Annotated in this window: 19 protein-coding genes and 5 tRNA genes; 16 read left to right on the top strand and 8 right to left on the bottom strand. The window is 59.4% G+C overall.

Translation table 11 applies throughout. The features are described from left to right. The first annotated feature begins 101 nt into the window (after positions 1-101). The gene (locus tag ACM6IV_RS12215; protein ID WP_414870171.1) at positions 102-935 is read left to right on the top strand and encodes an arylamine N-acetyltransferase family protein; all 834 of its coding nucleotides are present in this window, start codon (positions 102-104) and stop codon (positions 933-935) included. Here ACM6IV_RS12215 and ACM6IV_RS12210 read toward each other — a convergent pair. Further along, on the bottom strand, positions 932-1,258 hold the full coding sequence (locus ACM6IV_RS12210; RefSeq protein WP_122609056.1) for a BrnA antitoxin family protein: 327 nt from the start codon (positions 1,256-1,258) through the stop codon (positions 932-934). The two genes, ACM6IV_RS12215 and ACM6IV_RS12210, sit on opposite strands and share 4 nt — an antisense overlap. A gap of 3 nt (positions 1,259-1,261) precedes the next feature. Continuing rightward, positions 1,262-1,546, bottom strand: coding sequence for a BrnT family toxin (locus ACM6IV_RS12205; protein ID WP_414870170.1), 285 nt, complete (start codon positions 1,544-1,546; stop codon positions 1,262-1,264). A 254-nt stretch (positions 1,547-1,800) separates the two neighbouring features. Here ACM6IV_RS12205 and ACM6IV_RS12200 point away from each other — a divergent pair, with 254 nt between their 5' ends. Then, on the top strand, positions 1,801-3,324 hold the full coding sequence (locus ACM6IV_RS12200; RefSeq protein ID WP_414870169.1) for a nucleobase:cation symporter-2 family protein: 1,524 nt from the start codon (positions 1,801-1,803) through the stop codon (positions 3,322-3,324). Between the two features lie 116 nt (positions 3,325-3,440). On the opposite strand, the gene ACM6IV_RS12195 is transcribed toward ACM6IV_RS12200, so the two are convergent. Further along, positions 3,441-3,516 (bottom strand) — tRNA-Asn (locus tag ACM6IV_RS12195). 220 nt (positions 3,517-3,736) lie between these two features. Between ACM6IV_RS12195 and ACM6IV_RS12190 the strand changes: the two genes are divergently transcribed. Then, positions 3,737-3,967, top strand: a complete 231-nt coding sequence (locus tag ACM6IV_RS12190; RefSeq protein WP_034152784.1) for a hypothetical protein — start codon at positions 3,737-3,739, stop codon at positions 3,965-3,967. Here the strand turns inward: ACM6IV_RS12190 and ACM6IV_RS12185 are convergent. Both ACM6IV_RS12185 and ACM6IV_RS12180 read right to left on the bottom strand, forming a co-directional pair. Beyond that, the gene (locus ACM6IV_RS12185; protein ID WP_123448639.1) at positions 3,964-4,164 is read right to left on the bottom strand and encodes a hypothetical protein; all 201 of its coding nucleotides are present in this window, start codon (positions 4,162-4,164) and stop codon (positions 3,964-3,966) included. The two genes, ACM6IV_RS12190 and ACM6IV_RS12185, sit on opposite strands and share 4 nt — an antisense overlap. A 227-nt stretch (positions 4,165-4,391) precedes the next feature. Continuing rightward, complete coding sequence (locus ACM6IV_RS12180) at positions 4,392-5,588, bottom strand: amino acid aminotransferase (RefSeq protein ID WP_414870168.1); 1,197 nt, start codon at positions 5,586-5,588, stop codon at positions 4,392-4,394. Positions 5,589-5,925: 337 nt separating this feature from the next. On the opposite strand from ACM6IV_RS12180, the gene uvrB reads away from it, so the two are divergent. After that, positions 5,926-7,941 carry an excinuclease ABC subunit UvrB gene (uvrB, locus tag ACM6IV_RS12175; RefSeq protein ID WP_414870167.1) on the top strand — a complete coding sequence of 672 codons (2,016 nt, stop codon included), beginning with the start codon at positions 5,926-5,928 and terminating at the stop codon, positions 7,939-7,941. Positions 7,942-8,057: 116 nt separating this feature from the next. Here uvrB and ACM6IV_RS12170 read toward each other — a convergent pair whose 3' ends face one another. Together ACM6IV_RS12170 and ACM6IV_RS12165 are read right to left on the bottom strand one after the other, a co-directional pair. Next, the gene (locus tag ACM6IV_RS12170) at positions 8,058-9,548 is read right to left on the bottom strand and encodes an MDR family MFS transporter (RefSeq protein WP_414870263.1); all 1,491 of its coding nucleotides are present in this window, start codon (positions 9,546-9,548) and stop codon (positions 8,058-8,060) included. 49 nt (positions 9,549-9,597) lie between these two features. Beyond that, positions 9,598-10,647: an HlyD family secretion protein gene (locus tag ACM6IV_RS12165; protein WP_414870166.1), complete on the bottom strand. Its 1,050-nt coding sequence runs from the start codon at positions 10,645-10,647 to the stop codon at positions 9,598-9,600. A gap of 228 nt (positions 10,648-10,875) precedes the next feature. On the opposite strand from ACM6IV_RS12165, the gene gltX reads away from it, so the two are divergent. From gltX to ACM6IV_RS12105, 12 genes are all read left to right on the top strand, one after another. After that, a complete protein-coding gene (gene gltX / locus ACM6IV_RS12160) occupies positions 10,876-12,357 on the top strand; it encodes a glutamate--tRNA ligase (RefSeq protein WP_007913414.1) in 1,482 nt (493 codons plus the stop codon). A 202-nt stretch (positions 12,358-12,559) separates the two neighbouring features. Continuing rightward, positions 12,560-12,635: transfer RNA gene (locus ACM6IV_RS12155), tRNA-Ala, on the top strand. Between the two features lie 79 nt (positions 12,636-12,714). Then, positions 12,715-12,790: transfer RNA gene (locus tag ACM6IV_RS12150), tRNA-Glu, on the top strand. Positions 12,791-12,843: 53 nt separating this feature from the next. Continuing rightward, a tRNA-Ala gene (locus tag ACM6IV_RS12145) sits at positions 12,844-12,919 on the top strand. Between the two features lie 78 nt (positions 12,920-12,997). Next, positions 12,998-13,073 (top strand) — tRNA-Glu (locus tag ACM6IV_RS12140). 182 nt (positions 13,074-13,255) lie between these two features. Further along, positions 13,256-13,795: a TetR/AcrR family transcriptional regulator gene (locus tag ACM6IV_RS12135; RefSeq protein WP_122609047.1), complete on the top strand. Its 540-nt coding sequence runs from the start codon at positions 13,256-13,258 to the stop codon at positions 13,793-13,795. A 30-nt stretch (positions 13,796-13,825) separates the two neighbouring features. Continuing rightward, complete coding sequence (locus tag ACM6IV_RS12130; RefSeq protein WP_095124827.1) at positions 13,826-14,659, top strand: alpha/beta fold hydrolase; 834 nt, start codon at positions 13,826-13,828, stop codon at positions 14,657-14,659. A 46-nt stretch (positions 14,660-14,705) separates the two neighbouring features. Further along, positions 14,706-15,155: an acyl-CoA thioesterase gene (locus ACM6IV_RS12125; protein WP_414870165.1), complete on the top strand. Its 450-nt coding sequence runs from the start codon at positions 14,706-14,708 to the stop codon at positions 15,153-15,155. Positions 15,156-15,323: 168 nt separating this feature from the next. Beyond that, entirely contained in the window at positions 15,324-16,283 is a 960-nt protein-coding gene (locus ACM6IV_RS12120) for a tRNA dihydrouridine synthase (protein ID WP_414870164.1), read from the top strand. A 122-nt stretch (positions 16,284-16,405) separates the two neighbouring features. After that, the gene (locus ACM6IV_RS12115) at positions 16,406-16,852 is read left to right on the top strand and encodes an Hsp20 family protein (RefSeq protein ID WP_123448646.1); all 447 of its coding nucleotides are present in this window, start codon (positions 16,406-16,408) and stop codon (positions 16,850-16,852) included. 189 nt (positions 16,853-17,041) lie between these two features. After that, the gene (locus ACM6IV_RS12110) at positions 17,042-17,737 is read left to right on the top strand and encodes a DUF1266 domain-containing protein (RefSeq protein ID WP_414870163.1); all 696 of its coding nucleotides are present in this window, start codon (positions 17,042-17,044) and stop codon (positions 17,735-17,737) included. Next, positions 17,734-20,406: a DUF805 domain-containing protein gene (locus ACM6IV_RS12105; protein WP_414870162.1), complete on the top strand. Its 2,673-nt coding sequence runs from the start codon at positions 17,734-17,736 to the stop codon at positions 20,404-20,406. The genes ACM6IV_RS12110 and ACM6IV_RS12105 overlap by 4 nt, the downstream gene beginning before the upstream one ends. Here the strand turns inward: ACM6IV_RS12105 and ACM6IV_RS12100 are convergent. After that, complete coding sequence (locus ACM6IV_RS12100) at positions 20,403-22,094, bottom strand: Hsp70 family protein (protein ID WP_414870161.1); 1,692 nt, start codon at positions 22,092-22,094, stop codon at positions 20,403-20,405. The two genes, ACM6IV_RS12105 and ACM6IV_RS12100, sit on opposite strands and share 4 nt — an antisense overlap. Between the last annotated feature and the right edge of the window lie 51 nt (positions 22,095-22,145).

The raw sequence follows: 22,145 nt of genomic DNA, 5'->3' as shown, positions 1-22,145 counted from the left end.
CGGGCGATTGGTGAAATCAATTGTCGAAAACACTGCCCGATCCCGTATACATGGCGACCATCAACGCAGTGACCTGCGGCCCCATGCAAAAGGACTGAGCAATGAGCGAGCCACGCCTGACGAACCTGAAGCTGTACCTGCAACGTCTCGGTTTTGAAATACCACCGGCACCGACACTGGACACCCTGCGCCTGTTGCAATTGCGTCACACCGGGGTGTTTCCCTTCGAGAACCTTGCGACAATCACCGGCGCGCCGGTGTTGATCGATCTGCAGTCCATTGAAGAAAAAGTCTTGCTCGGTGGGCGCGGTGGTTACTGCTATGAATTGAATAACCTGTTCTTTGCCCTGTTGCTGGAGCTGGGGTTCGACGCTCGGGCCATCAGCGGGCGCGTGGTGATGAATCAGCCCGAAGGCAGCTGGACCGCGCGCACGCACCGTTTGAGTCTGGTGACCATCGACGACGTGCGCTACATCAGCGATGTCGGCTTCGGTGGCATGGTGCCGACCGCGCCGCTGCTCCTCGATACCGCAGTCGAGCAAGCGACCCCGCACGAACCTTATCGCATTGAAAAACAAGCCGACGGTTACATGCTGCAGGCCAAGGTGGCGGGGGAGTGGCGGTCGATGTACCTGTTCGACCTGCAGCGCCAGGAAGACATCGATTTCACCATTGGCAACTGGTACGTCTCGACTCACCCTGAGTCACCGTTTGCACAGCGCCTGATGGTGGCGCGCACCGGGGATGGCTGGCGCAAGACCCTGAACAACAGCAGTTTCGCTATCCATCGCATGAGTGCCAGCAGTGAGCGGCGCGAGGTGGCGGAAGTCGATGAGTTGATTGATTTGCTGGCGCGCGAGTTTGGTCTGCACCTGCATGATTTACCTCACGTGCGGCATTCTTTGGCGCGGGTGATCGCGCCTGTTTCCGTCTAGGGTTTGGCGTCGGGCTCCAGCACTCGACGGATTTCCCCGACCGCTGCCGACAGCTTTTTCTCGAGGCTCTTGAGGTCGGCGGCGGTGATGCCCTTCTTGAACTGTCCGCTCGATTCGACTTGTTCCGGTTTTGCAGCGGCATCCAGCAACGCATGACGCAGGGTGTTATTGATCACCGTTTGGTAACCGAACCCTTCGTTCTCCGCGACCGTACGCGCAGCTTCGATGACGGCATCGTCGAGCATGATGGTGATGCGGGTTTTGCCCTTGTTTGACGCCACTGCGCCGCGTTTGCCCTGAGAAAAGTCATATTCGTCTTTCATCGGTCAAGCCTCCAGAAAATAAGCGCAACGCTCGCTCGGTGTGGCGACACGTGCAGAAATGATTCGAACGACATTCGCCTCCCGGTAACTGTATGCAATGACCAAAAGTCGCCCTTTGCCGTCGAGGCCAATAGTGATCCAGCGTTGTTCGTCATGGTCGTTGTCCTCGATCGTCAGTGCTCGTTCGTCGTGAAATACCGGTTCGGTTTCAGCGAGGCTGACGCCCTTGTGCTTGAGTTTGTTGGCTGCGTTCTTGCTTTTGTCGTACTGAATTTCAATTGACTTCATTATGCATACTTTATATGTATAAAAAAGAGTGCGACGGTGCCGTCGGTCGCCATGAACAATTCAGCCTAGTCCGCACGCGGGCAGGTGCAGGAAGGGATGTGTTGCCGGATTTGTGGGGGATGGAACCGGCGGGATATAAGGTTGGGTGGCTACCTATCCATTATGTGACTGATAAGTTGTATACAACTCTATGGACATTTGTCACGAGTATTGAATACAGTGTGCGCATAACAAAAACCAGGGAACCCCCCACCATGAAAACGCCCCATGTTTCACACCAACGGCCCGAGGACGAAAATCTCGGGGTCGGCGCGAATATGGCTTACGGCCTGCAACATGTTCTGACCATGTACGGCGGTATCGTTGCGGTGCCACTGATCATCGGCCAGGCGGCCGGTCTGTCGCCGGCGGACATCGGTTTGCTGATTGCTGCTTCATTGTTTGCGGGGGGGCTGGCGACACTGCTGCAAACCCTGGGTCTGCCGTTTTTTGGCTGTCAGTTGCCGCTGGTGCAGGGCGTGTCGTTTTCCGGCGTGGCGACCATGGTCGCGATCGTCAGCAGTGGCGGGGAGGGCGGCTTTCAATCCGTGCTCGGCGCGGTGATTGCGGCGTCGTTGATTGGCTTATTGATCACGCCGGTGTTCTCGCGCATCACCAAGTTTTTCCCGCCGCTGGTCACGGGCATCGTGATCACCACCATCGGCCTGACGCTGATGCCGGTCGCCGCACGCTGGGCGATGGGCGGTAACAGCCACGCGCCGGACTTCGGCAGCATGCAGAACATCGGTCTGGCGGCAGTCACGCTGGTGCTGGTGTTGCTGCTGAGCAAAGTCGGCAGTTCGACCATCTCGCGTCTGTCGATCCTGTTGGCCATGGTGATCGGCACGGTGCTGGCGGTGTTCCTCGGCATGGCAGACTTCTCCAGCGTCACCAGCGGGCCAATGTTCGGCTTCCCGACGCCGTTCCATTTCGGCATGCCGACCTTCCACTTCGCCGCGATCCTGTCGATGTGCATCGTGGTCATGGTGACCCTGGTGGAAACGTCCGCAGACATTCTTGCGGTCGGTGAAATCATCGGTACCAAGGTCGATTCCAAACGTCTGGGCAATGGCCTGCGGGCGGACATGCTGTCGAGCATGTTTGCGCCAATCTTCGGTTCGTTCACCCAGAGCGCCTTCGCCCAGAACGTCGGGCTGGTGGCGGTCACCGGGATCAAAAGTCGTTTCGTGGTCGCCACGGGCGGCATCTTCCTGGTGATCCTTGGCCTGCTGCCGTTCATGGGCCGGGTCATCGCGGCCGTACCGACTTCGGTACTTGGCGGCGCCGGTATCGTGCTGTTCGGCACCGTGGCAGCGAGCGGTATTCGTACGCTATCGAAGGTTGATTACCGCAATAACGTCAACCTGATTATCGTCGCCACCTCGATCGGTTTCGGCATGATCCCGATTGCTGCGCCGAACTTCTACGATCACTTCCCGAGCTGGTTCGCGACCATTTTCCACTCGGGCATCAGTTCGTCGGCGATCATGGCAATCCTGCTTAACCTGGCGTTCAACCACTTCACCGCCGGCAACTCGGATCAACAGTCGGTGTTTGCCGCGGCGGAAGAGCGGACTTTGCGTTATCGCGATCTGGCGGCGTTGCGTGAAGGCGATTACTTCAGCGACGGCAAGCTGCATGACTGCGATGGCAAGGAAGTGCCGGTGATCGAGCCGGATGAGCACGATCATGGGCACGGTGCGCCGAAGGTGCAGGTGAGACCCAGCGAGCACGTCTGACAGCTGCGACTGAATAGAAAAAGGGCCGATCTGTTAAGCGCAGATCGGCCTTTTTTTGAGCTTTCGAGCGCCCATAAAAAAACCCCTGAATCTTTCGATTCAGGGGTTTTGCTATTTGGCTCCACAACCTGGACTCGAACCAGGGACCCAATGATTAACAGTCATTTGCTCTACCAACTGAGCTATTGCGGAATTGGTGCGTATGTTACTGATTCAAAAAGAGAAGTCAAGCATGGGTTGCAAAATTAAGTGAATTCTTGGGATGGACGGTGGTTTGTCAGCGATTGGCGGTTACCAGAAGCGTCGCAGAGGTCTACCATGGCCGCCCGGAAGTGGTCACACGCGCTGCCGGCCATTCGCCGAAAAAGGTCCGCGCCATGAACCGTTTGTCCCGCAACAGCGAGGTGCTCGCATGAGCATCGCGCAAATCAGCCTGCCCAAGGGCGTCGGTCCCCACGCCGAAAAACTCTTCGATGCAATCACCCAGGCCAGCACCGCTGAAGAACTGAACCGCGCCGGTGGCAAGGCCGAAGGATTTGTCCTGGGCCTTGAAAGCACCAAGGCGATCAAAAGCCAGATCGCCGAATCGCTGTACGTCGTGTATGACGACGCCGCGACTCAACGTGCGACCGAACTGGCTTAACTGCCGAAAGTGATAGTGCCCATCATCAGCTTGGCGTAAGCCGCGGTGGCGGCCAGTTGCACCAGCCACAGGACCAGGCCACCCAGGAAGACACCGGTGGCGACTTGCAACACCAGGCTCTTTTCACGTTTCGCCGGGGTGCGGGGGATGAAGTCATCCAGATCGTCACGGTCGGCGCGCAAATTGTCGTTTTTCATTTGGGTTCTCGCAGAATTCTTGGGTTAACTCATCACTAATGTGGGAGCGGGCTTGCTCGCGAATGCGGTGTACCAGTCAGCAAAAATGGTGACTGAGCCGACGCTTTCGCGAGCAAGCCCGCTCCCACAGTTAAATCTGTGTGCAGTTTAGAGGGAATGTTGCATTCCTTCGGACAAATAAAAAACGGGAAGCCCCAAGGCTTCCCGTTTTTCATCACAGCGCGAAATCAGATGACCTGAACAATCGCATCCGTTACTGCCTTGATGTTGCTCTGGTTCAGCGCGGCCACGCAGATACGGCCGGTGTCCAGGGCATAGATGCCGAACTCGTTACGCAGGCGATGCACTTGTTCAGAGGTCAGGCCGGAGTAGGAGAACATCCCGCGCTGACGACCGACGAAGCTGAAGTCGCGGCCCGGGGCTTTTTCCGCCAGCAGGGCAACCATCTGCTCGCGCATGCCGCGAATGCGCAGGCGCATTTCCGCCAGTTCGGCTTCCCACTGCGCGCGCAGCTCCGGGCTGTTCAGCACAGCGGCCACGATGCTTGCGCCGTGGGTCGGCGGGTTGGAGTAGTTGGTGCGGATCACGCGTTTGACTTGCGACAGCACGCGCGCGCTTTCTTCTTTCGATTCGCTGATGATCGACAGGGCGCCAACTCGCTCGCCGTACAGCGAGAATGACTTGGAGAACGAGCTCGAGACGAAGAAGGTCAGGCCGGACTCAGCGAACAGGCGCACGGCAGCGGCGTCTTCATCGATGCCGTCGCCAAAACCTTGATAGGCCATGTCGAGGAACGGCACGTGACCTTTGGCCTTGACCACTTCCAGCACGTTGTTCCAGTCCGCTGGGGTCAGGTCGACGCCGGTCGGGTTGTGGCAGCACGCGTGCAGGACAACGATCGAGCCGTTCGGCAGCGCGTTGAGGTCGTCGAGCATGCCGGCGCGATTTACATCGTGGCTGGCCGCATCGTAGTAACGGTAGTTCTGCACCGGGAAACCGGCAGTCTCGAACAGGGCGCGGTGGTTTTCCCAGCTCGGATCGCTGATCGCGACAACGGCATTTGGCAGCAGTTGCTTGAGGAAGTCGGCACCGATTTTCAGGGCACCGGTGCCGCCGACGGCCTGAGTGGTGATGACGCGACCGGCGCTGATCAGCGGCGAATCGTTGCCGAACAGCAGCTTTTGCACGGCCTGGTCGTAGGCGGCGATGCCATCGATTGGCAGGTAACCGCGCGAAGCGTGTTGAGCGACGCGAATCGTCTCGGCTTCGATCACGGCGCGCAGAAGTGGAATTCGCCCCTCTTCGTTGCAGTAAACACCCACGCCCAGATTGACCTTGGTGGTCCGGGTATCGGCGTTGAATGCTTCGTTGAGGCCCAGGATTGGATCGCGGGGTGCCATTTCGACAGCGGAGAACAGGCTCATTATTGCGGCGGCTCTGAATGGAGAATGGAGGGACGTGTCGCGCTCCAGCCGGATGCACTAGAGCGGTGCACAAACGGGGAGCTAGTATAGAGGCCATTACGGAACAATGGCGACAGGCGATTCGGCTTTTACGGTAAGTTTTTCCGATTATTTCTTGACCGTTAGTCGCTTGCGCATGTCAGAGTCTTTACCGGATGTAGGACGTTTGCCTTGAAAGGTGAGGCAATCGCCACCACATTGAGCACAATCCAGGTTTTTTCTTGCGCGACATCGGTCGTTTGCGGTCGTCCCCGTGGTGCTCCGCTTGGTGCGGAATACCGCGATCCCAGAGGTGTATATGTCCGAATTCCAGCTCGTCACCCGCTTTGAGCCCGCCGGCGATCAGCCGGAAGCCATCCGTCAGTTGGTCGAGGGCATCGAAGCCGGGCTGGCGCACCAGACGCTGCTCGGTGTGACCGGCTCGGGCAAGACGTTCAGCATCGCCAACGTCATCTCCCAGGTGCAGCGCCCGACACTGGTGCTGGCGCCGAACAAGACCCTCGCTGCGCAGTTGTATGGCGAGTTCAAGGCGTTCTTCCCGAACAACGCCGTCGAATACTTCGTGTCCTACTACGACTACTACCAGCCCGAAGCCTATGTGCCGTCGTCCGACACCTTCATCGAGAAGGATGCGTCGATCAACGACCATATCGAGCAGATGCGCCTGTCCGCGACCAAAGCGCTGCTCGAGCGCAAGGACGCGATCATCGTCACCACGGTGTCGTGCATCTACGGTCTGGGTAGCCCGGAAACCTATTTGAAAATGGTGCTGCACGTCGATCGCGGCGACAAACTCGATCAACGTGCGCTGCTGCGACGTCTGGCCGACTTGCAATACACCCGCAACGACATGGACTTTGCCCGCGCGACCTTCCGTGTGCGTGGCGATGTGATCGACATCTTCCCGGCGGAATCCGATCTGGAAGCGATCCGCATCGAGCTGTTCGATGACGAGGTCGAAAGCATTTCCGCGTTCGACCCGCTGACCGGCGAAGTCATCCGCAAGATGCCGCGCTTCACCTTCTACCCGAAGAGCCACTATGTGACGCCACGGGAAACCCTGCTCGACGCCATCGAACACATCAAAGTCGAATTGCAGGAACGTCTGGAATACCTGCGCAGCAACAACAAACTGGTGGAAGCCCAGCGGCTGGAACAGCGTACGCGTTTCGACCTGGAGATGATTCTCGAACTGGGTTACTGCAACGGCATCGAGAACTACTCGCGCTACCTGTCCGGACGCCCGGCCGGTGCCGCGCCGCCAACGCTATACGATTATCTGCCGGCCGACGCCTTGCTGGTGATCGACGAATCCCACGTCAGCGTGCCGCAGGTCGGTGCGATGTATAAGGGCGACCGTTCGCGTAAGGAAACCCTCGTCGAATACGGCTTCCGCCTGCCGTCGGCGCTGGACAACCGGCCGATGCGTTTTGACGAGTGGGAAGGGGTCAGCCCGCAGACCATTTTTGTCTCGGCGACCCCGGGCAACTACGAAGCCGAGCACGCCGGGCGGGTAGTTGAACAGGTGGTGCGGCCGACCGGTCTGGTCGACCCGCAGGTTGAAGTGCGCCCGGCGCTGACCCAGGTCGACGATCTGCTCTCGGAAATCAGCAAGCGTGTCGCGGTGGAGGAGCGCGTGCTGGTCACCACGCTGACCAAGCGCATGGCCGAAGACCTCACCGATTACCTCGCTGACCACGGTGTACGCGTGCGCTATCTGCACTCGGACATCGACACCGTCGAGCGCGTAGAAATCATTCGCGATCTGCGTCTTGGCACCTTCGATGTGTTGGTCGGCATCAACCTTCTGCGTGAAGGTCTGGACATGCCGGAAGTGTCGTTGGTGGCGATCCTCGACGCAGACAAGGAAGGCTTCCTGCGCTCCGAGCGCTCGCTGATCCAGACCATTGGCCGTGCGGCACGTAACCTCAATGGCCGGGCGATTCTCTATGCCGATCGGATGACCGGTTCGATGGAGCGCGCCATCGGCGAAACCGAGCGCCGTCGCGACAAGCAGATCGCCTTCAACCTGGAAAACGGCATTACCCCGAAAGGCGTGATCAAGGACGTCGCCGACATCATGGAAGGCGCTACCGTGCCGGGTTCGCGCAGCAAGAAGCGCAAAGGCATGGCCAAGGCCGCCGAAGAGAACGCCAAGTACGAAGCCGAATTGCGCTCGCCGAGCGAGATCACCAAGCGTATTCGTGCGCTGGAAGAGAAAATGTATCAGCTGGCGCGGGATCTGGAGTTTGAAGCGGCGGCGCAGATGCGTGATGAAATTGCCAAACTGCGTGAGCGGCTTTTGGCGGTCTGAAAATTTGCAGTGTTTAGTCGGGCCTGTTCGCGAGCAAGCTCGCTCCCACATTGGAATTGTGTCGTTCACAAAACCCCTGTGGGAGCGAGCTTGCTCGCGAATGGGGCGACTCGGTCTTAATGAGACTCCCCAGCCTTCAGCCCCTGCGGCAGTTTCTTGGTCAACAAAATCGCCAGCATGCTGATCCCCAGCGCAATCCCGACAAAGTGAAACGCGTCGTTGTAGGCCATGATCGCCGCCTGCTGATGGACGATTTCGCTCAATTTGCCCAACGCCGCCGTGTCATTGCCGAACCGATCCGTCATCGACGCCAAGCGCTCGGCCACCTGCGGATTGGTCGGCACCACCGCCTCGCGCAAATAATCGAAGTAAGTCTTGGTGCGCGCATCCAGCAGCGTCGCCAGCAAGGCAATGCCAATCGCACCGCCAAGATTGCGCAGAATGTTGAACAGACTCGACGCTGACCCCGCATCCTGCGGCAGGATGTACGCCGTGGCGATCAACGAAATGGTCACCATGATCAACGGCTGGCCCAAGGCGCGAATGATCTGGATCTGATTGAACTGCGGCCCGGCGAAATCCGGGTTGAGTATCCCGGACGAAAAACTCGCCAACCCGAACAGCCCAAACCCGATCGTGCACAGCCACTTGGGCGAAACAAACTTCATCAGCTTCGGCACCAGCGGAATCAGAAACAGCTGCGGCACGCCCATCCACATGATCACCTCACCGATCTGCAGGGCGTTGTAGTTCTGGATCTGCGCCAGATACAGCGGCAAAAGATAGATTGAACCGTACAACCCGACACCCATGCCCAGACTGGAAATGCTCGACAAGCCGAAGTTGCGATTACGCAGGATGCCGAGGTTGATCAGTGGATTTGGTTTGGAAATCTGCACGATGACAAAGGTCATCAGACTGAGCAGGGCAATGCTGCCCAAGGTCACGATCAGACTCGATTCCAGCCAGTCCTTGCGATGGCCCTCCTCAAGAAACACCTGCAAGCAACCCAGGCCGATGCCGAGCGTGAGGATGCCGGTGTAGTCGGTGCTTTTCAGCAGTTCCCAATGCGCTTCTTTCTTCTCCAGTCCGTACATCAACCCGGCGATCATGATCAGGCCCGGCGGAATATTGATGTAGAAGATGTACTCCCAGCCCCAGTTTTCCGTGAGCCAGCCGCCCAGCGTCGGGCCGATGGACGGCGCGAATGTGGCGGTCATGGCGAACATCGCCATGCCTTTGGCGCGGTGGTGTTCGGGGAGTTTGATCAGGGTCAGGGTGAACGCCAGCGGAATCAGCGCGCCACCGGTGAAACCCTGCATGGCGCGAAACACGATCATGCTCTCCAGGCTCCAGGCCATCGAACACAGCAGCGATGAAACCAGAAACCCCAGCGACACCCACACCGCCAGGCGCCGCGCCGACAGCAGCTGCACCAGCCACGCGGTCAGCGGGATCATGATGATCTCCGCGACCAGATACGAGGTGGAAATCCACGAGCCTTCTTCCAGCGTCGCCGACAGCGCACCTTGAATATCTTTCAGCGACGAGTTGGTGATCTGGATGTCGAGCACGGCCATGAAGGCACCGAGCATGACGCTCATCACCGCAATCCAGTCGCGCCGGGTCGGTTCGCCGACCGGGCGGATCAGCGCATCACCGGCCATTGTCCGGGGCGTCTTTGATGTTCACTTTGGCGGTGACCGACATGCCCGGACGGATCTTGCCGTGCAGCGGGTTGTCGGCCTTGAAGGTCAGTTTCACCGGAATCCGTTGCACGACTTTGGTGAAGTTGCCGGTGGCGTTGTCCGGTGGCAGCAGGCTGAACTGCGCGCCGGAAGCGGCGAACAGGCTGTCGACTCGCGCTTCGATCGGCGTGTCGCCATAGGCATCGAAGGTCAGCTCGGCTTTCTGCCCGGGTTGCATGTGGCCGATCTGGGTTTCCTTGAAGTTGGCCTGCACCCAGATGTCTTCGTCCGGGACGATCGACAGCAGGTATGCGCCGGCCTGTACAACCTGGCCGTTACGCGCAGCGCGCTGGCCGACCAGGCCGCTGATCGGCGCGTGGATTTCGCTGCGGGTAAGGTTGAGTTCGGCTTGCGCCAGATCGGCGCGGGCGTTGGCGATCTGTGCGTCGAGGCGTTTGATTTCCGCGTTCAAGGCGTTGACCTGCTGGCGCTGGCCCTGCGCATCGGCCTGCGCCTTGGCCACTTGCGAGCGGGCGATATGGGCGTCAGCGGAGAGGGTGGTCACGCGTTCTTCGGAAACGTAACCGGGTTTGCGCAGGGTTTCGGCGCGCGATAAATCCATCTGCGAGCGCCCGAGCGTCGCTTGGGTGGTCGCCACTTGCGCATCACTGGCGGCGATCAGGCTTGCTTGTTGAGTCAGTTTGCTCTGCGCTTGCAGGCGTTCGGCTTCGCGGGTGGCGAGGGCGGCATTGGCGCGGTCGATGGCCAGGCGGAAATCATTCGGTTCGAGGCGCACCAGCAACTGGCCCTTTTCCACGTGTTGATTGTCCTGCACCAGCACTTCATCGATACGCGCGCTCAGTTGGCTGGACACACGGGTGATTTCGCCCTGGACATAAGCGTTGTCGGTGCTTTCATAAAAGCGTCCCTTGAAAAACCAATGGGCGAAAAAGCCCCCGGCGATCAGCAGGACGAGCAGCAGGAAAATCAACAGGCGACGCTTGAGTTGGGCAGGCATGGGCAAACTGTAGTCGAGGAATTGTAAGGAAAGTTATCAGCAGGCGAATCTGGCATACAGCCGATAAACGGTAAATGCCGTCTGCTGATATTCGGCCATTCAACGCGGCCAACGGGCGTTTCAGGCGCAAACTTGGCTTAAATGCCCTGCCCGCTGGAGCGGGGCGGGTGTCGCCTGTTACCATTCGCCGCTTGATTGTTTTGCTTTTCATTCTTTTCGAGACATGCCATGACCACCGTCCGCACTCGCATCGCGCCATCGCCTACCGGGGATCCCCACGTAGGTACCGCTTACATCGCATTGTTCAACTACTGCTTTGCCAAGCAGCATGGCGGTGAGTTCATCCTGCGCATCGAAGACACCGACCAGTTGCGTTCGACGCGCGAGTCCGAACAGCAGATCTTCGACGCTCTGCGCTGGCTGGGCATCGACTGGAGCGAAGGCCCGGACGTTGGCGGCCCGCACGGTCCATACCGGCAGAGCGAGCGCGGCGACATTTATCAGAAGTACTGCCAGCAACTGGTCGACATGGGACACGCGTTCCCGTGCTTCTGCACCGCTGAAGAACTCGACCAGATGCGCGCCGAGCAAATGGCCCGCGGCGAAACCCCACGCTACGACGGCCGCGCGCTGCTGCTGTCGAAGGAAGAAGTCGCGGCCCGTCTGGCCGCCGGCGAACCCCACGTCATCCGCATGAAAGTGCCGAGCGAAGGTGTTTGTGTGGTGCCGGACATGCTCCGTGGTGACGTCGAGATCCCGTGGGATCGCATGGACATGCAAGTGCTGATGAAGACCGACGGCCTGCCGACGTACTTCCTCGCCAACGTGGTCGATGACCACCTGATGGGCATCACCCACGTGCTGCGCGGCGAAGAATGGCTGCCATCGGCGCCGAAACTGATTCTGCTTTACGAGTACTTCGGCTGGGAACAACCGGAGCTGTGCTACATGCCGCTGCTGCGTAACCCGGACAAGAGCAAACTGTCCAAGCGCAAGAACCCGACCTCGGTGACTTTCTACGAGCGCATGGGTTTCATGCCGGAAGCGATGCTCAACTACCTCGGCCGCATGGGCTGGTCGATGCCGGACGAGCGCGAGAAGTTCTCGCTGCAGGAAATGGTCGACAACTTCGACCTCAAGCGCGTGTCCCTCGGCGGGCCGATCTTTGACATCGAGAAGTTGTCGTGGCTCAACGGCCAGTGGCTGCGCGATCTGCCGGTGGAGGAGTTCGCTGCACGCGTGCAGAAGTGGGCGTTCAATTCCGAATACATGATGAAGATCGCGCCGCACGTTCAGGGTCGCGTTGAAACCTTCAGCCAGGTTGCTCCGTTGGGCGGCTTCTTCTTCGCCGGCGGCGTCAATCCGGATGCCAAACTGTTCGAATCGAAAAAGCTTTCCGGCGATCAGGTTCGCCAGTTGATGCAGTTGATCCTGTGGAAACTGGAAAGCCTGCGTCAGTGGGAGAAGGACAACATCACCGCGACGATCCAGGCTGTGGTCGAATCGCTGGAGTTGAAACTGCGCGATGCGATGCCGCTGATGTTTGCTGCGATCACTGGTCAGGCGAGTTCGGTGTCGGTGCTCGATGCTATGGAAATCCTCGGCCCGGATCTGACCCGTTATCGTCTGCGCCAGGCGATTGATCTGCTGGGCGGCGTGTCGAAGAAAGAAAACAAAGAGTGGGAAAAGCTGCTGGGCGCTATCGCCTGATTGCTTTTGCTTAGCTGTAGGAGCTGCCGAAGGCTGCGATCTTTTGATCATGCCTTCGGCACTTCTCCCGAATTTACGGGGGGAGGGCGGTAAGTGATTGTTATGCCGACGAAAAATTTTGAAATTTTTCAAAAATAAGTTTGACAGGCTTTCGATACGCCCTTAAGATTCGCCCCGTCCTCAGCGATGACATCAACGATGAGGGGCTATAGCTCAGCTGGGAGAGCGCTTGCATGGCATGCAAGAGGTCGACGGTTCGATCCCGTCTAGCTCCACCAATTTACACTTCGAAGCCTGGCCACACCGGCTCCGAAGCGATCAACACTCAGCGTTGATCAGTTGTATAGAAGGGTTTGCGTCCCCTTCGTCTAGTGGCCTAGGACACCGCCCTTTCACGGCGGTAACAGGGGTTCGAGTCCCCTAGGGGACGCCAGTTTTACAGAAGTGATGTTGCAAGATGTCACTCCGCCGCGAGGCGAAAAATCCGGGGCTATAGCTCAGCTGGGAGAGCGCCTGCATGGCATGCAGGAGGTCAGCGGTTCGATCCCGCTTAGCTCCACCAATTTACAGTTCAAGGTCTGGCCACACCGGCCTTGAATCGATCAGTTCTCAGCGCTGATCAGTTGTATAGAAGGTTTGTGTCCCCTTCGTCTAGTGGCCTAGGACACCGCCCTTTCACGGCGGTAACAGGGGTTCGAGTCCCCTAGGGGACGCCACGATTACCCGCTCTGCGGGATTTTATAAGGGTCATTCAATTATTGAATGGCCCTTTTGTTTGTCTGGCGTTTGGCCAACTCTCCTTTTTCCTTACACTGTGCTTCAGACCAGCGGTCATATCCTTGACTTGCAGAATATTATTATGCGAATAATATTCTAATCGTAATATTCGGAGGCAACGATGAACGATAAAAAAGCTCAAACCCGCGAACGCATCCTCAAGGCTGCCAGTGCCGCACTGATTCAGCGTGGCCCGGCCGACCCTAGCGTGGGCGAAGTGATGGGCGCAGCCGGCCTGACCGTTGGCGGCTTCTATGCGCACTTCGAAAGCAAGGACGCGATGATGCTGGAAGCGTTCAAGCAGCTACTCGGTCGCCGCCGCGACCTGATTGCCGACATGGATGCCGAACTCACCGGGGAAGAGCGGCGCGCCCTGGTCGCCGCGTTCTACCTGTCGCGCAAACATCGTGATTCCAGCGACGCGGCCTGTCCGATTCCAGCGTCCATCGGCGAGCTGGGCCGTTTGCCGGAGTCGTTTCGTGTCGCGCTGAACGAGCACCTGGAATTGATGGTCGCGCAGTTGGCGTCCAGCCCTGAGGACACCGACAAAGCCTTGGCCGATGTGGCCTTGATGGTGGGCGGACTGGCGCTCGCAAGGGCACTGGGTCCTGGAGATTTATCCGATCGATTGCTGCGCGCCGCCAAGTCGGCGGTGCGTTGACCTGAAGGCAACACGCCTGAGGAGAGAGCGATGAACACGTTGAAGTGGGTTCGTGGCGTTAATGGCACCTTGGGCTGGATTGCACCGAAACGCGTGGCGAGCAAAATGCGTCTGGCATTCATGACGCCGCGTTCACTGCCTCTTCGCGATTGGGAGCTGCCGCTGCTGGCCAGTTCCGAGCGCATCACTCTGCGCTTTGGCCTCTCGGCGCTGCGCTGGGGTCAGGGCCCGACAGTGCTGCTGATGCACGGTTGGGAAGGACGGCCGACCCAGTTCGCCGCGCTGATCACTGCGCTGGTCGACGCCGGTTACACCGTCGTCGCGCTCGATGGTCCGGCCCACGGTCGTTCGCCGGGGCGTGAAGCCAATGTCGTATTGTTCGCCCGTGCAATGCTCGAAGCGGCTGCCGAGTTGCCGCCACTGCAAGCGGTTATCGGCCACTCCATGGGCGGCGCCAGCGCCATGCTCGCCGTGCAACTGGGCTTGCGCACCGAAACCCTCGTCAGCATCGCTGCACCTGCGCGCATTCTGGGAGTGTTGCGCGGTTTCGCTCGCTACGTCGGCATGCCGCCCCGGGCCCGTTCCGCTTTCATCCGTCAGGTCGAACAGGATGTCGGTATGCGCGCCGCCACGCTCGACGTTGCTCACTATCAACTGGATATGCCCGGCCTGATCGTACATGCCGAGGACGACAACTTCGTCTCGGTCAAAGAGTCGCAACTGATCCACGAATCCTGGTTCGACAGCCGCTTGTTGCGCCTTGAAGGCGGTGGTCATCAGCGCGTGCTGGCCGACCCTCGGGTGATTGATGGTGTGTTATCACTGCTGGCCGGCCGCAGTCTTCAGGCGCGCCAATCGGCCTGAGCTCCGTTACACTGCCTCGGTTCAATACATTGACCGGGAGTGGGGCATGGGCTGGGATCGGGCAACGCCGTTTACCATTGATCTGCAAGTAGGCGCCGAAGACATCGACGGGCTGGGCCACGCGAACAACGCGGTGTACGTGACCTGGCTCGAGCGCTGCGCCTGGCGCCATTCGCAGCGTCTGGGGCTGGATCTGGTCGAGTATCGGCGACTGGATCGGGCGATGGCGGTGGTGCGCCACGAGATCGATTATCTCGCTGCCGCCTATGAAGGCGACGAACTGCAATTGGCGACCTGGATCGTCGATTGGGATCAGCGCTTGAAGATGACACGGCATTTCCAGCTCAAGCGTCCGAGCGACAATGCCACGCTGTTGCGCGCACAAACCACGTTTGTCTGCATTGAGCTGTCCACGGGCAAGCCCAAGCGCATGCCGGCTGAATTCATTGACGGTTATGGCCCGGCGATCCAGATGCCGGAATCTGCGAAAATCTAATGTAGGAGTGAGCCTGCTCGCGATAGCGGTGTTTCAGTCGAAACATATGTGACTGACACACCGCTATCGCGAGCAGGCTCACTCCTACAAGGGATATGTGTTGTTCTGCGGATTTGCGCGTAATCCAGTAAACTGCCGCACGTTTTTTCCTTAAGTAGTGTTTTCCCCATGCAAATTGCTCTGGCGCCCATGGAGGGGTTGGTCGACGACATCCTCCGCGACGTGCTGACCCGTGTTGGCGGCATCGACTGGTGCGTGACCGAGTTCATTCGGGTCAACGACCAGTTGCTCACACCGGCCTATTTCCACAAGTTCGGCCCGGAGCTGCTCAACGGCGCGCGCACCGCCTCCGGTGTGCCATTGCGCGTGCAATTGCTCGGTTCCGACCCGGTGTGCCTGGCGGAAAACGCTGCACTGGCCTGTGAACTCGGTTCTGAGGTGATCGACCTAAACTTCGGCTGCCCGGCCAAGACCGTCAACAAATCCCGTGGCGGCGCCGTGCTGCTCAAGGAGCCGGAACTGCTCAACCAGATCGTCGAGCACGTCCGTCGCGCTGTGCCCGCACATATTCCCGTCACCGCGAAAATGCGCTTGGGTTTCGACAGCCCGGACGGTTCGCTGGTCTGCGCCACGGCGTTGGCCGAAGGTGGCGCCGAGCACATCGTGGTTCATGCACGAACCAAAATGGATGGCTACAAACCGCCGGCGCATTGGGAGTGGATTCCGCGCGTGCAGGACGTGGTCAAGGTTCCGGTATTCGCCAATGGCGATATCTGGAGTGTCGAAGACTGGCGGCGTTGCCGCGAAATCAGTGGCGTGGAAGACATCATGCTCGGTCGCGGTCTGGTCTCGCGCCCGGATCTGGCTAAACAGATCGCTGCCGCCCGCGCCGGCGAAGAAGTGGTCGAGATGACCTGGGCCGAGCTGCTGCCGCTGATCCAGGATTTCTGGCTGCAAGCCAAGGCGCAGATGACTGCACGTCAGTCGCCGGGTCGTTTGAAGCAATGGCTGGCCATGCTGACGCGCAATTATCCCGAGGCCACCGAGCTGTTTACCGTGCTGCGCCGTGAGACGGAGCCGGATCAAGTCTCGCGTTTGCTCGGTCTGCCGGTCGCCGAAGCGGCTTGAAAAAAATCTGCAAATAATCTCTTGAAATCAAATCAGCGGTCCCTATCTAAGGGTTACGCGATGCCGAATTCGGGTCGCGGAGACAAAAAAACTTGCTGATTTGTTTTCAGGAGATTTGAACCATGAGTACTGCATTTTCCCTCGCACCACTGTTCCGTTCCTCGGTGGGCTTCGACCGTTTCAACGACCTGTTCGAAACCGCCCTGCGCAACGAGCCAGGCAGCACCTATCCACCTTACAACGTGGAAAAACACGGTGATGACCAATACCGCATCGTCGTCGCGGCAGCCGGTTTCCAGGAAGAAGACCTGGAGCTGCAAGTCGAGAAAGGTGTGCTGACCATCAGTGGCGGCAAGCGTGATGCCAACGAAGGCGTGACCTTCCTGCATCAGGGCATTGCCCAGCGTGCTTTCAAGCTGTCCTTCCGCCTGGCCGATCACATCGAGATCAAGGCTGCGGATCTGAGCAACGGTCTGCTGAGCATCGACCTGCTGCGCGTGATCCCGGAAGAAGCAAAAGCCAAACGCATCCCGATCAACGGGACGCAGAAGCCAGCGTTGCAGCACTGAGTCATGTGCCGCAACACAATCGTCTGAACGGACGATGAGCTGCTGAATGAAGGCCCCGATACGTCGGGGCCTTTTTTGTGGGCGCAAAGAAAGCGGATGCAACGTTTGCCGCTGCTGTTGCGGCTCTTTACAATCCGCGCCAACAAGGCCGGCACTCCCTAATTCCCGCTGGCCCCGGAGCCTTTGTTCATGGACGAAATGGAACAGCGCTGGCTATATGCGCTTTCTGCGCCGTTGGTCGCCCTCAATCCCGACGCCGATTACACCGCACCCACCTATTGCTTTGACCTCAAACATGTCGATGTCGAAGGCGGTTGGGGCATCACTACACGCGAACAACTGTTGGACATGTTGCGTACTGCCGATGACGGCCACGCTACGCAGTTGAACGAAGCCTATCGGCAGTGGGAGCGGTGTCTGCCGTCCGAATGGCAGGCCTTGCTCGCCACACTCGACACCCGCCAGCGAGCTTTCTACGAATTCGCCAGTCGCACATTTGGCGAGTGCGGTTCAGGTGGCATCCGTGCCTGGGACCTTGGCCGCATGGGTTTTCTGCTGCGTTCTGCGGTGCTGCACGGCTGGATCGATCTCACCGAAAGCCTTTGGCTGCACGGTCGCATGGCCGCACGCGCGCGCTACTACTACGACAGTTGGACGAGCTACCTGAACGGCTTTGTCTTCGGCAAAGCCTTCTGGCATTGCCTGGGCAACAAGGATGAGGAGCTGGAGCACGAATATGACCGGCAAGGCGATTACATCGGCACCACCGTGGTGATCAGAAAGCTTGATCGTGATGCTCGCGCGCTGTTCGCACAATTGCCGTGGGACATGCCCCTGCATCCACCCGAGCGGCCCGATTCGCTAGGGGAGTTCGACTGGTCATGAGCTGCTGGATTCGCTTGGGTATCGAGCCCACCAAAGACAACGAGGTCATTCGCGGCGCCTATCGCGCGCGCTTGCCGCAGCACCACCCGGAAACCGATCCGGAAGGTTTTCAGGCGCTGCGTGAGGCCTATGAGCTGGCATTGCGCTTTGCCCGCGAGGAAGTCGTCGAGCCGGATCAACCGGTTGCCAATGAAGTCAGTCCTGCCGATCAGACGATGGCCGACTTTGAAGCATTGCTGCTTGATCCGACACGTCGCTTCCACCCGGCGGCCTGGCAGGCGTTCAACCTTGAACTGGGTCGGCTGCCGCTGGAAGTGCTGGACGACATTTGCTGGCCATTGCTGCGCGAGTTGCTCGACGCCGGCCCGATTTCCCATGTCTGCGCGCGTTTATTGGCCGAGCGCCTGGGCTGGGCAGGCCGCATGCTGGATCTGGATTTTGACAACGCGCGGCATGTCGACGAGTTTTTGCAGCGTATCGCCACGCGGGATCCGTTCGACACTTCGTTGATGAGCCATTGGCCCGCGGTCGCGCAGCTGGAAACACTCTGGTATGTGCGCACCCTGAATCACCTGCACCGCGAGGCGTCGCTCGACGACTACCGTCATTTCGCCGGTCTGCACACCTGCATCCCTCTGCCTGCTGATGACGGGTTGTTGCAACGCCTGGCCATACAGTTCAGTCAGGCTGATATCGCCAACAAAGACTTTCTCGACATTATCAGCGAGCAGCATCGGCTTGCGCCTGAAGATGTTGACTGGCTTTATCTGTTGGCTTGTCAGCGCAGTGCGCTGGGAATGGAGGAGTTGGCACTGCAGGCGTGGGTGCGGCTCTGGCGCGAACATCAACATCCGAAAGCGGCGACGTGGTTACTGGCATTGTGTGCGCGCCATCAGCCTCAGCGCTTGCCGCTGCTGATTCAGGCTTTTGATCGTCTGGAAAATTTCCGCGACTGGTCCGAGGATCTGAGCAATGTCACCCAAGAGTACGGCAGTCCATCGCAGCGTCCGGAAACACTCGGGCGTTGGTTCCGGGCCAGGCAGCTCGAGTTGCAGGACATTGCCGGTGCATTTGTCGAATGGCGTATCAGTGGTGACGAGTTGCCGTTGTTGGCGGAGCTGATCATTGACAGTGATGACCGGCCGCTGCAAACGCTCTACCAGCATGCCTGGGCTTTGCATCGTGGTGATGTGCCATTGCTGCGACGGATCATGGACGCGGCTGAGCCGGCGGATGTGCTCGATCAACTGGTGCTGGAAGGCTTGCAGTATCAGGCCGGGCAGCAGATCTGCTGGTTGACCCGGGCGCCGATTCCTCGGGCGCTTGAAACGTTTCTGGCCAGCGAACCGGCATCGCCACTGGCGCCGGAGCTGGAAAAGGGCGAACCGCTTGAGCTCAGTCTGCTGTGGATGCGCCGTTTGCGCGCTTATGACGCCCGATCGCTGGCGCGGCTTGCCGAAGCGTTCAGTCTCGACAAACGTGACGAGCGGCTTGCGGGGCTTAAGTTGCAAGCGCAACTGGCCGCGCAAGGCATGCTGCTTCCGGCCATCGATAGCCAGTCTGATGTCTGGGAATGGCATCGTCAGGCGATTTACCTGCTGGCCACTCTCGACGATCCGACGCGTTGGCTGGACGCGCAATCGGCACACTGCGTCGACGCCATGAACATTGCGCGCGAACACCCGTTGGCCCGTTTGCAGCCGCTGCTCTGTCGACTGAATCGCGAACAGGGCCGCGCCAGTGGTCTGCTCGGCTGGCTGCAAGCGGCGGATCCGGTGCATGCGCTGCTCGCGCGCCAGTTGTTCAGTGTGCATGAGGCGCTCGACAGCACCCGGCTGTTGGGCAATGACCGTTTGTTCGAGTGCATGCGCAGCGACATCGCCAGCTTCAACGAAGATTTGCTCGGGCGCATGCTCTTGGGCGGTGTCCTGTACCACGATCCGTTGCTCACTGCGCAACAGCGCAAATACCTGCTGGAAAGTATCACCGAGGTGGTCAATCCTCAGGACTGGTTCGACGGCTTCCGTCACAGTCTGATCAAGGGTGAGCCTGTACACCCGCCCCGTGAGGCTCTCACGGAAGAGGGTGTCAGCGACGCCTTTTACCTGGCCCTGGATGTGCTGAAGGATCTGGTGCGTTTTGGCAATCTGGGCGTGCCAAGGCAGAAAACCCTGTTGCGCATGCAGCGGGCCAAGGATGACCCGGAAAACGGACTCGGTCTGCGCTTCGCATTCAGCGCATTGCTGTCGTGGTCAGAGCGTTTGTTGCTGGCCAAGGCCGAGACGCGACCAACCCCCGCCGCTGCGTTCTGGCGCCTGGGTACCCGGCTGGGGCGCGGGGCGTTTATCTGGCAGGTGATTGGCGCGTTGCTGGTGACGCCCTTGGCGGCGCTGCTCAGCGGTACGCCTGTGTCCGGCATCGTCGTGTTGCTGCTGGGCCTGGCGTTTCTGCTCGGTGCAGTCCTGCGCCGTTTGCATGACATGGGGCGGGGCATTCCGATGTTGCTGATTCTGCTGATGCTGTCGCCGATGTTACCGTTCCTGCCGCTGATACTGTTCGGTTTTCCCGGAGAGAAGCTGCCCAATCGTTATGGCGTGCCACCGGACAGTGGCGGTGAAGACACCCTGTCCGGTGGATTGCAGGCGACCTTGCGGCGACTCATCGGCTAGAGGCGTAACTCGTCCAGTACTTTGTTGAGCTGTAAGCGGTGGCTGGCGATTTCTTCCGATCGCTGGCCGCCCAGCACCGTGCTGAAGCTGTCCAGCCAGTCGGCAATCCGCTGGCGTTCTTCGCCCAGACTTTGCGTCCACGCTCGTTCCAGCCGAGCCAGCAGGGTGCGGTTGGGCAGGGTGTCGCGGGGATGAATTTTCAGCGTGCTCAAGCGTTCATGACTGGTTTGCCGCGATTGCACATCAAGTCCGGTCGGGCTGCGGTCGATGCTGTGGCTGTGGCGTTCGCCCGTCTCTGGCAGGGTGACGTCAACTTCGAGCAAGCCGTTGATGTCATAACTGAAGCGTACATCCAGCGCCTGGATGTGCTCGGTGGGCGTCAGCGTGACATCGAAGGCATCAATAAAAATGTTGTCACGCACCCACGGACGTTCGCCCTGATAGACCGCAATACGGATAACTTCCTGTCCAGAAGAGGTCGTGTGGTAACGCTCCACCCTTGAGGTCGGAATGACGGTGTTGCGCTCGATGATCGGTGAGAAAGCGCCTTTGATGTCATCGCCGCGCATGGTCGAAATGCCCAGTGTGTAAGGGCAGACATCCGTCAGGATCAGTTCTTCAACCGCCCCGTCACGCGCCTTGCACGCCGCTTGCGTCGCCGCGCCCAACGCAACAAGGGTATCCGGATCAAGATGCCGGTAAGGCAGGCGCCCGAACAGCGTCGCGACCATTTGCTGCACCGCCGGCATGCGCGTGGCGCCGCCGACCAGCACCAGGCTGTCGAGGTCGCGGGGCTTGAGGCGGGCATCGCGCAGGGCCTGTTCGATCGGTGCGCGCAAACGGGCCAGCAGCGGTTCCCAGATCTTTACTGCGGCGGCTTCGTCCAGCGACCATTCGAACGTCTTGTCGCCATGGCGCCAGCTCAGTGGCTGAACACCTTCAGCAAGTTTGCATTTCAATTGCTCCAGCGCATCGCCGAGGCTGGCCATGTTTTGCGTATCGACCATGGACGGGGTCAGTTGCCAGTGTTTCAGGCAGGCCTGCAACAGCGCAGCGGTGAAGTCTTCGCCGCCGAGAAAATTGTCGCCGGTGGAAGCATGCACTTCGATCAGCGGCAAAGCGTATTCCAGCACCGTGACATCAAACGTACCGCCGCCCAGATCAAAGATCAGCGTGCGTTCGAATTTCTGCTCATGCAGCCCGTAAGCCATCGCAGCAGCGGTTGGCTCGTTGATCAGGCGTGTCACCGAGAGGCCGGCCAGTTCGGCGGCGAACAGTGTGCGTTTGCGTTGTTCGTCGCTGAAGTACGCCGGCACGGAAATCACCGCTTCCGATACCGGATGGCCAAGAAAGGCTTCGGCGTCCTGCTTGAGCGAGCCGAGCACCAGCGCCGACAACTCTTCCGGGCTGAACTGGCGTGCACCGAGCTGGACTTGTTTATCGCTGCCCATAAAGCGCTTGAACGCCGCCGCGGTGCGATCCGGGTGCGTGGTCAGGCGAGCGCGGGCGGCTTTGCCCACCAGAATCGTGTCGTCTTCATCGAGGCTGACCACCGAGGGCGTCAGCACATCGCCCAGGGCGTTGGGAATCAGGCGGGCCTGACCGTCCTGCCAGACGGCAATCAGACTGTTAGTGGTGCCAAGGTCGATGCCCAGCAGAGCCGGGCGGGGGAGGGTTGCATCCTGCATGACAGATCTCGAAACGGCGCAAAAAACGCGACCCTACAGGTTGGCGCAAAG

Source organism: Pseudomonas sp. IT-347P, assembly GCF_949768005.1.
In the GTDB taxonomy this organism is placed as follows: Bacteria; Pseudomonadota; Gammaproteobacteria; order Pseudomonadales; family Pseudomonadaceae; genus Aquipseudomonas.
The sequence above is the reverse complement of the archived record's forward strand: the minus strand, read 5'-3'. Positions and strand labels throughout refer to the sequence as shown.

Excerpts from the sequence above, each read along its gene's own strand:
- ACM6IV_RS12125 (WP_414870165.1), top strand. The coding sequence starts at position 14,706 with ATGGGCTGGGATCGGGCAACGCCGTTTACCATTGATCTGCAAGTAGGC.
- ACM6IV_RS12200 (WP_414870169.1), top strand. The coding sequence starts at position 1,801 with ATGAAAACGCCCCATGTTTCACACCAACGGCCCGAGGACGAAAATCTC.
- uvrB (WP_414870167.1), top strand. The coding sequence starts at position 5,926 with ATGTCCGAATTCCAGCTCGTCACCCGCTTTGAGCCCGCCGGCGATCAG.
- ACM6IV_RS12190 (WP_034152784.1), top strand. The coding sequence starts at position 3,737 with ATGAGCATCGCGCAAATCAGCCTGCCCAAGGGCGTCGGTCCCCACGCC.
- ACM6IV_RS12100 (WP_414870161.1), bottom strand. The coding sequence starts at position 22,094 with ATGCAGGATGCAACCCTCCCCCGCCCGGCTCTGCTGGGCATCGACCTT.
- ACM6IV_RS12105 (WP_414870162.1), top strand. The coding sequence starts at position 17,734 with ATGAGCTGCTGGATTCGCTTGGGTATCGAGCCCACCAAAGACAACGAG.
- ACM6IV_RS12115 (WP_123448646.1), top strand. The coding sequence starts at position 16,406 with ATGAGTACTGCATTTTCCCTCGCACCACTGTTCCGTTCCTCGGTGGGC.
- ACM6IV_RS12185 (WP_123448639.1), bottom strand. The coding sequence starts at position 4,164 with ATGAAAAACGACAATTTGCGCGCCGACCGTGACGATCTGGATGACTTC.
- gltX (WP_007913414.1), top strand. The coding sequence starts at position 10,876 with ATGACCACCGTCCGCACTCGCATCGCGCCATCGCCTACCGGGGATCCC.
- ACM6IV_RS12120 (WP_414870164.1), top strand. The coding sequence starts at position 15,324 with ATGCAAATTGCTCTGGCGCCCATGGAGGGGTTGGTCGACGACATCCTC.
- ACM6IV_RS12205 (WP_414870170.1), bottom strand. The coding sequence starts at position 1,546 with ATGAAGTCAATTGAAATTCAGTACGACAAAAGCAAGAACGCAGCCAAC.
- ACM6IV_RS12165 (WP_414870166.1), bottom strand. The coding sequence starts at position 10,647 with ATGCCTGCCCAACTCAAGCGTCGCCTGTTGATTTTCCTGCTGCTCGTC.
- ACM6IV_RS12180 (WP_414870168.1), bottom strand. The coding sequence starts at position 5,588 with ATGAGCCTGTTCTCCGCTGTCGAAATGGCACCCCGCGATCCAATCCTG.
- ACM6IV_RS12215 (WP_414870171.1), top strand. The coding sequence starts at position 102 with ATGAGCGAGCCACGCCTGACGAACCTGAAGCTGTACCTGCAACGTCTC.
- ACM6IV_RS12135 (WP_122609047.1), top strand. The coding sequence starts at position 13,256 with ATGAACGATAAAAAAGCTCAAACCCGCGAACGCATCCTCAAGGCTGCC.
- ACM6IV_RS12130 (WP_095124827.1), top strand. The coding sequence starts at position 13,826 with ATGAACACGTTGAAGTGGGTTCGTGGCGTTAATGGCACCTTGGGCTGG.
- ACM6IV_RS12110 (WP_414870163.1), top strand. The coding sequence starts at position 17,042 with ATGGACGAAATGGAACAGCGCTGGCTATATGCGCTTTCTGCGCCGTTG.
- ACM6IV_RS12210 (WP_122609056.1), bottom strand. The coding sequence starts at position 1,258 with ATGAAAGACGAATATGACTTTTCTCAGGGCAAACGCGGCGCAGTGGCG.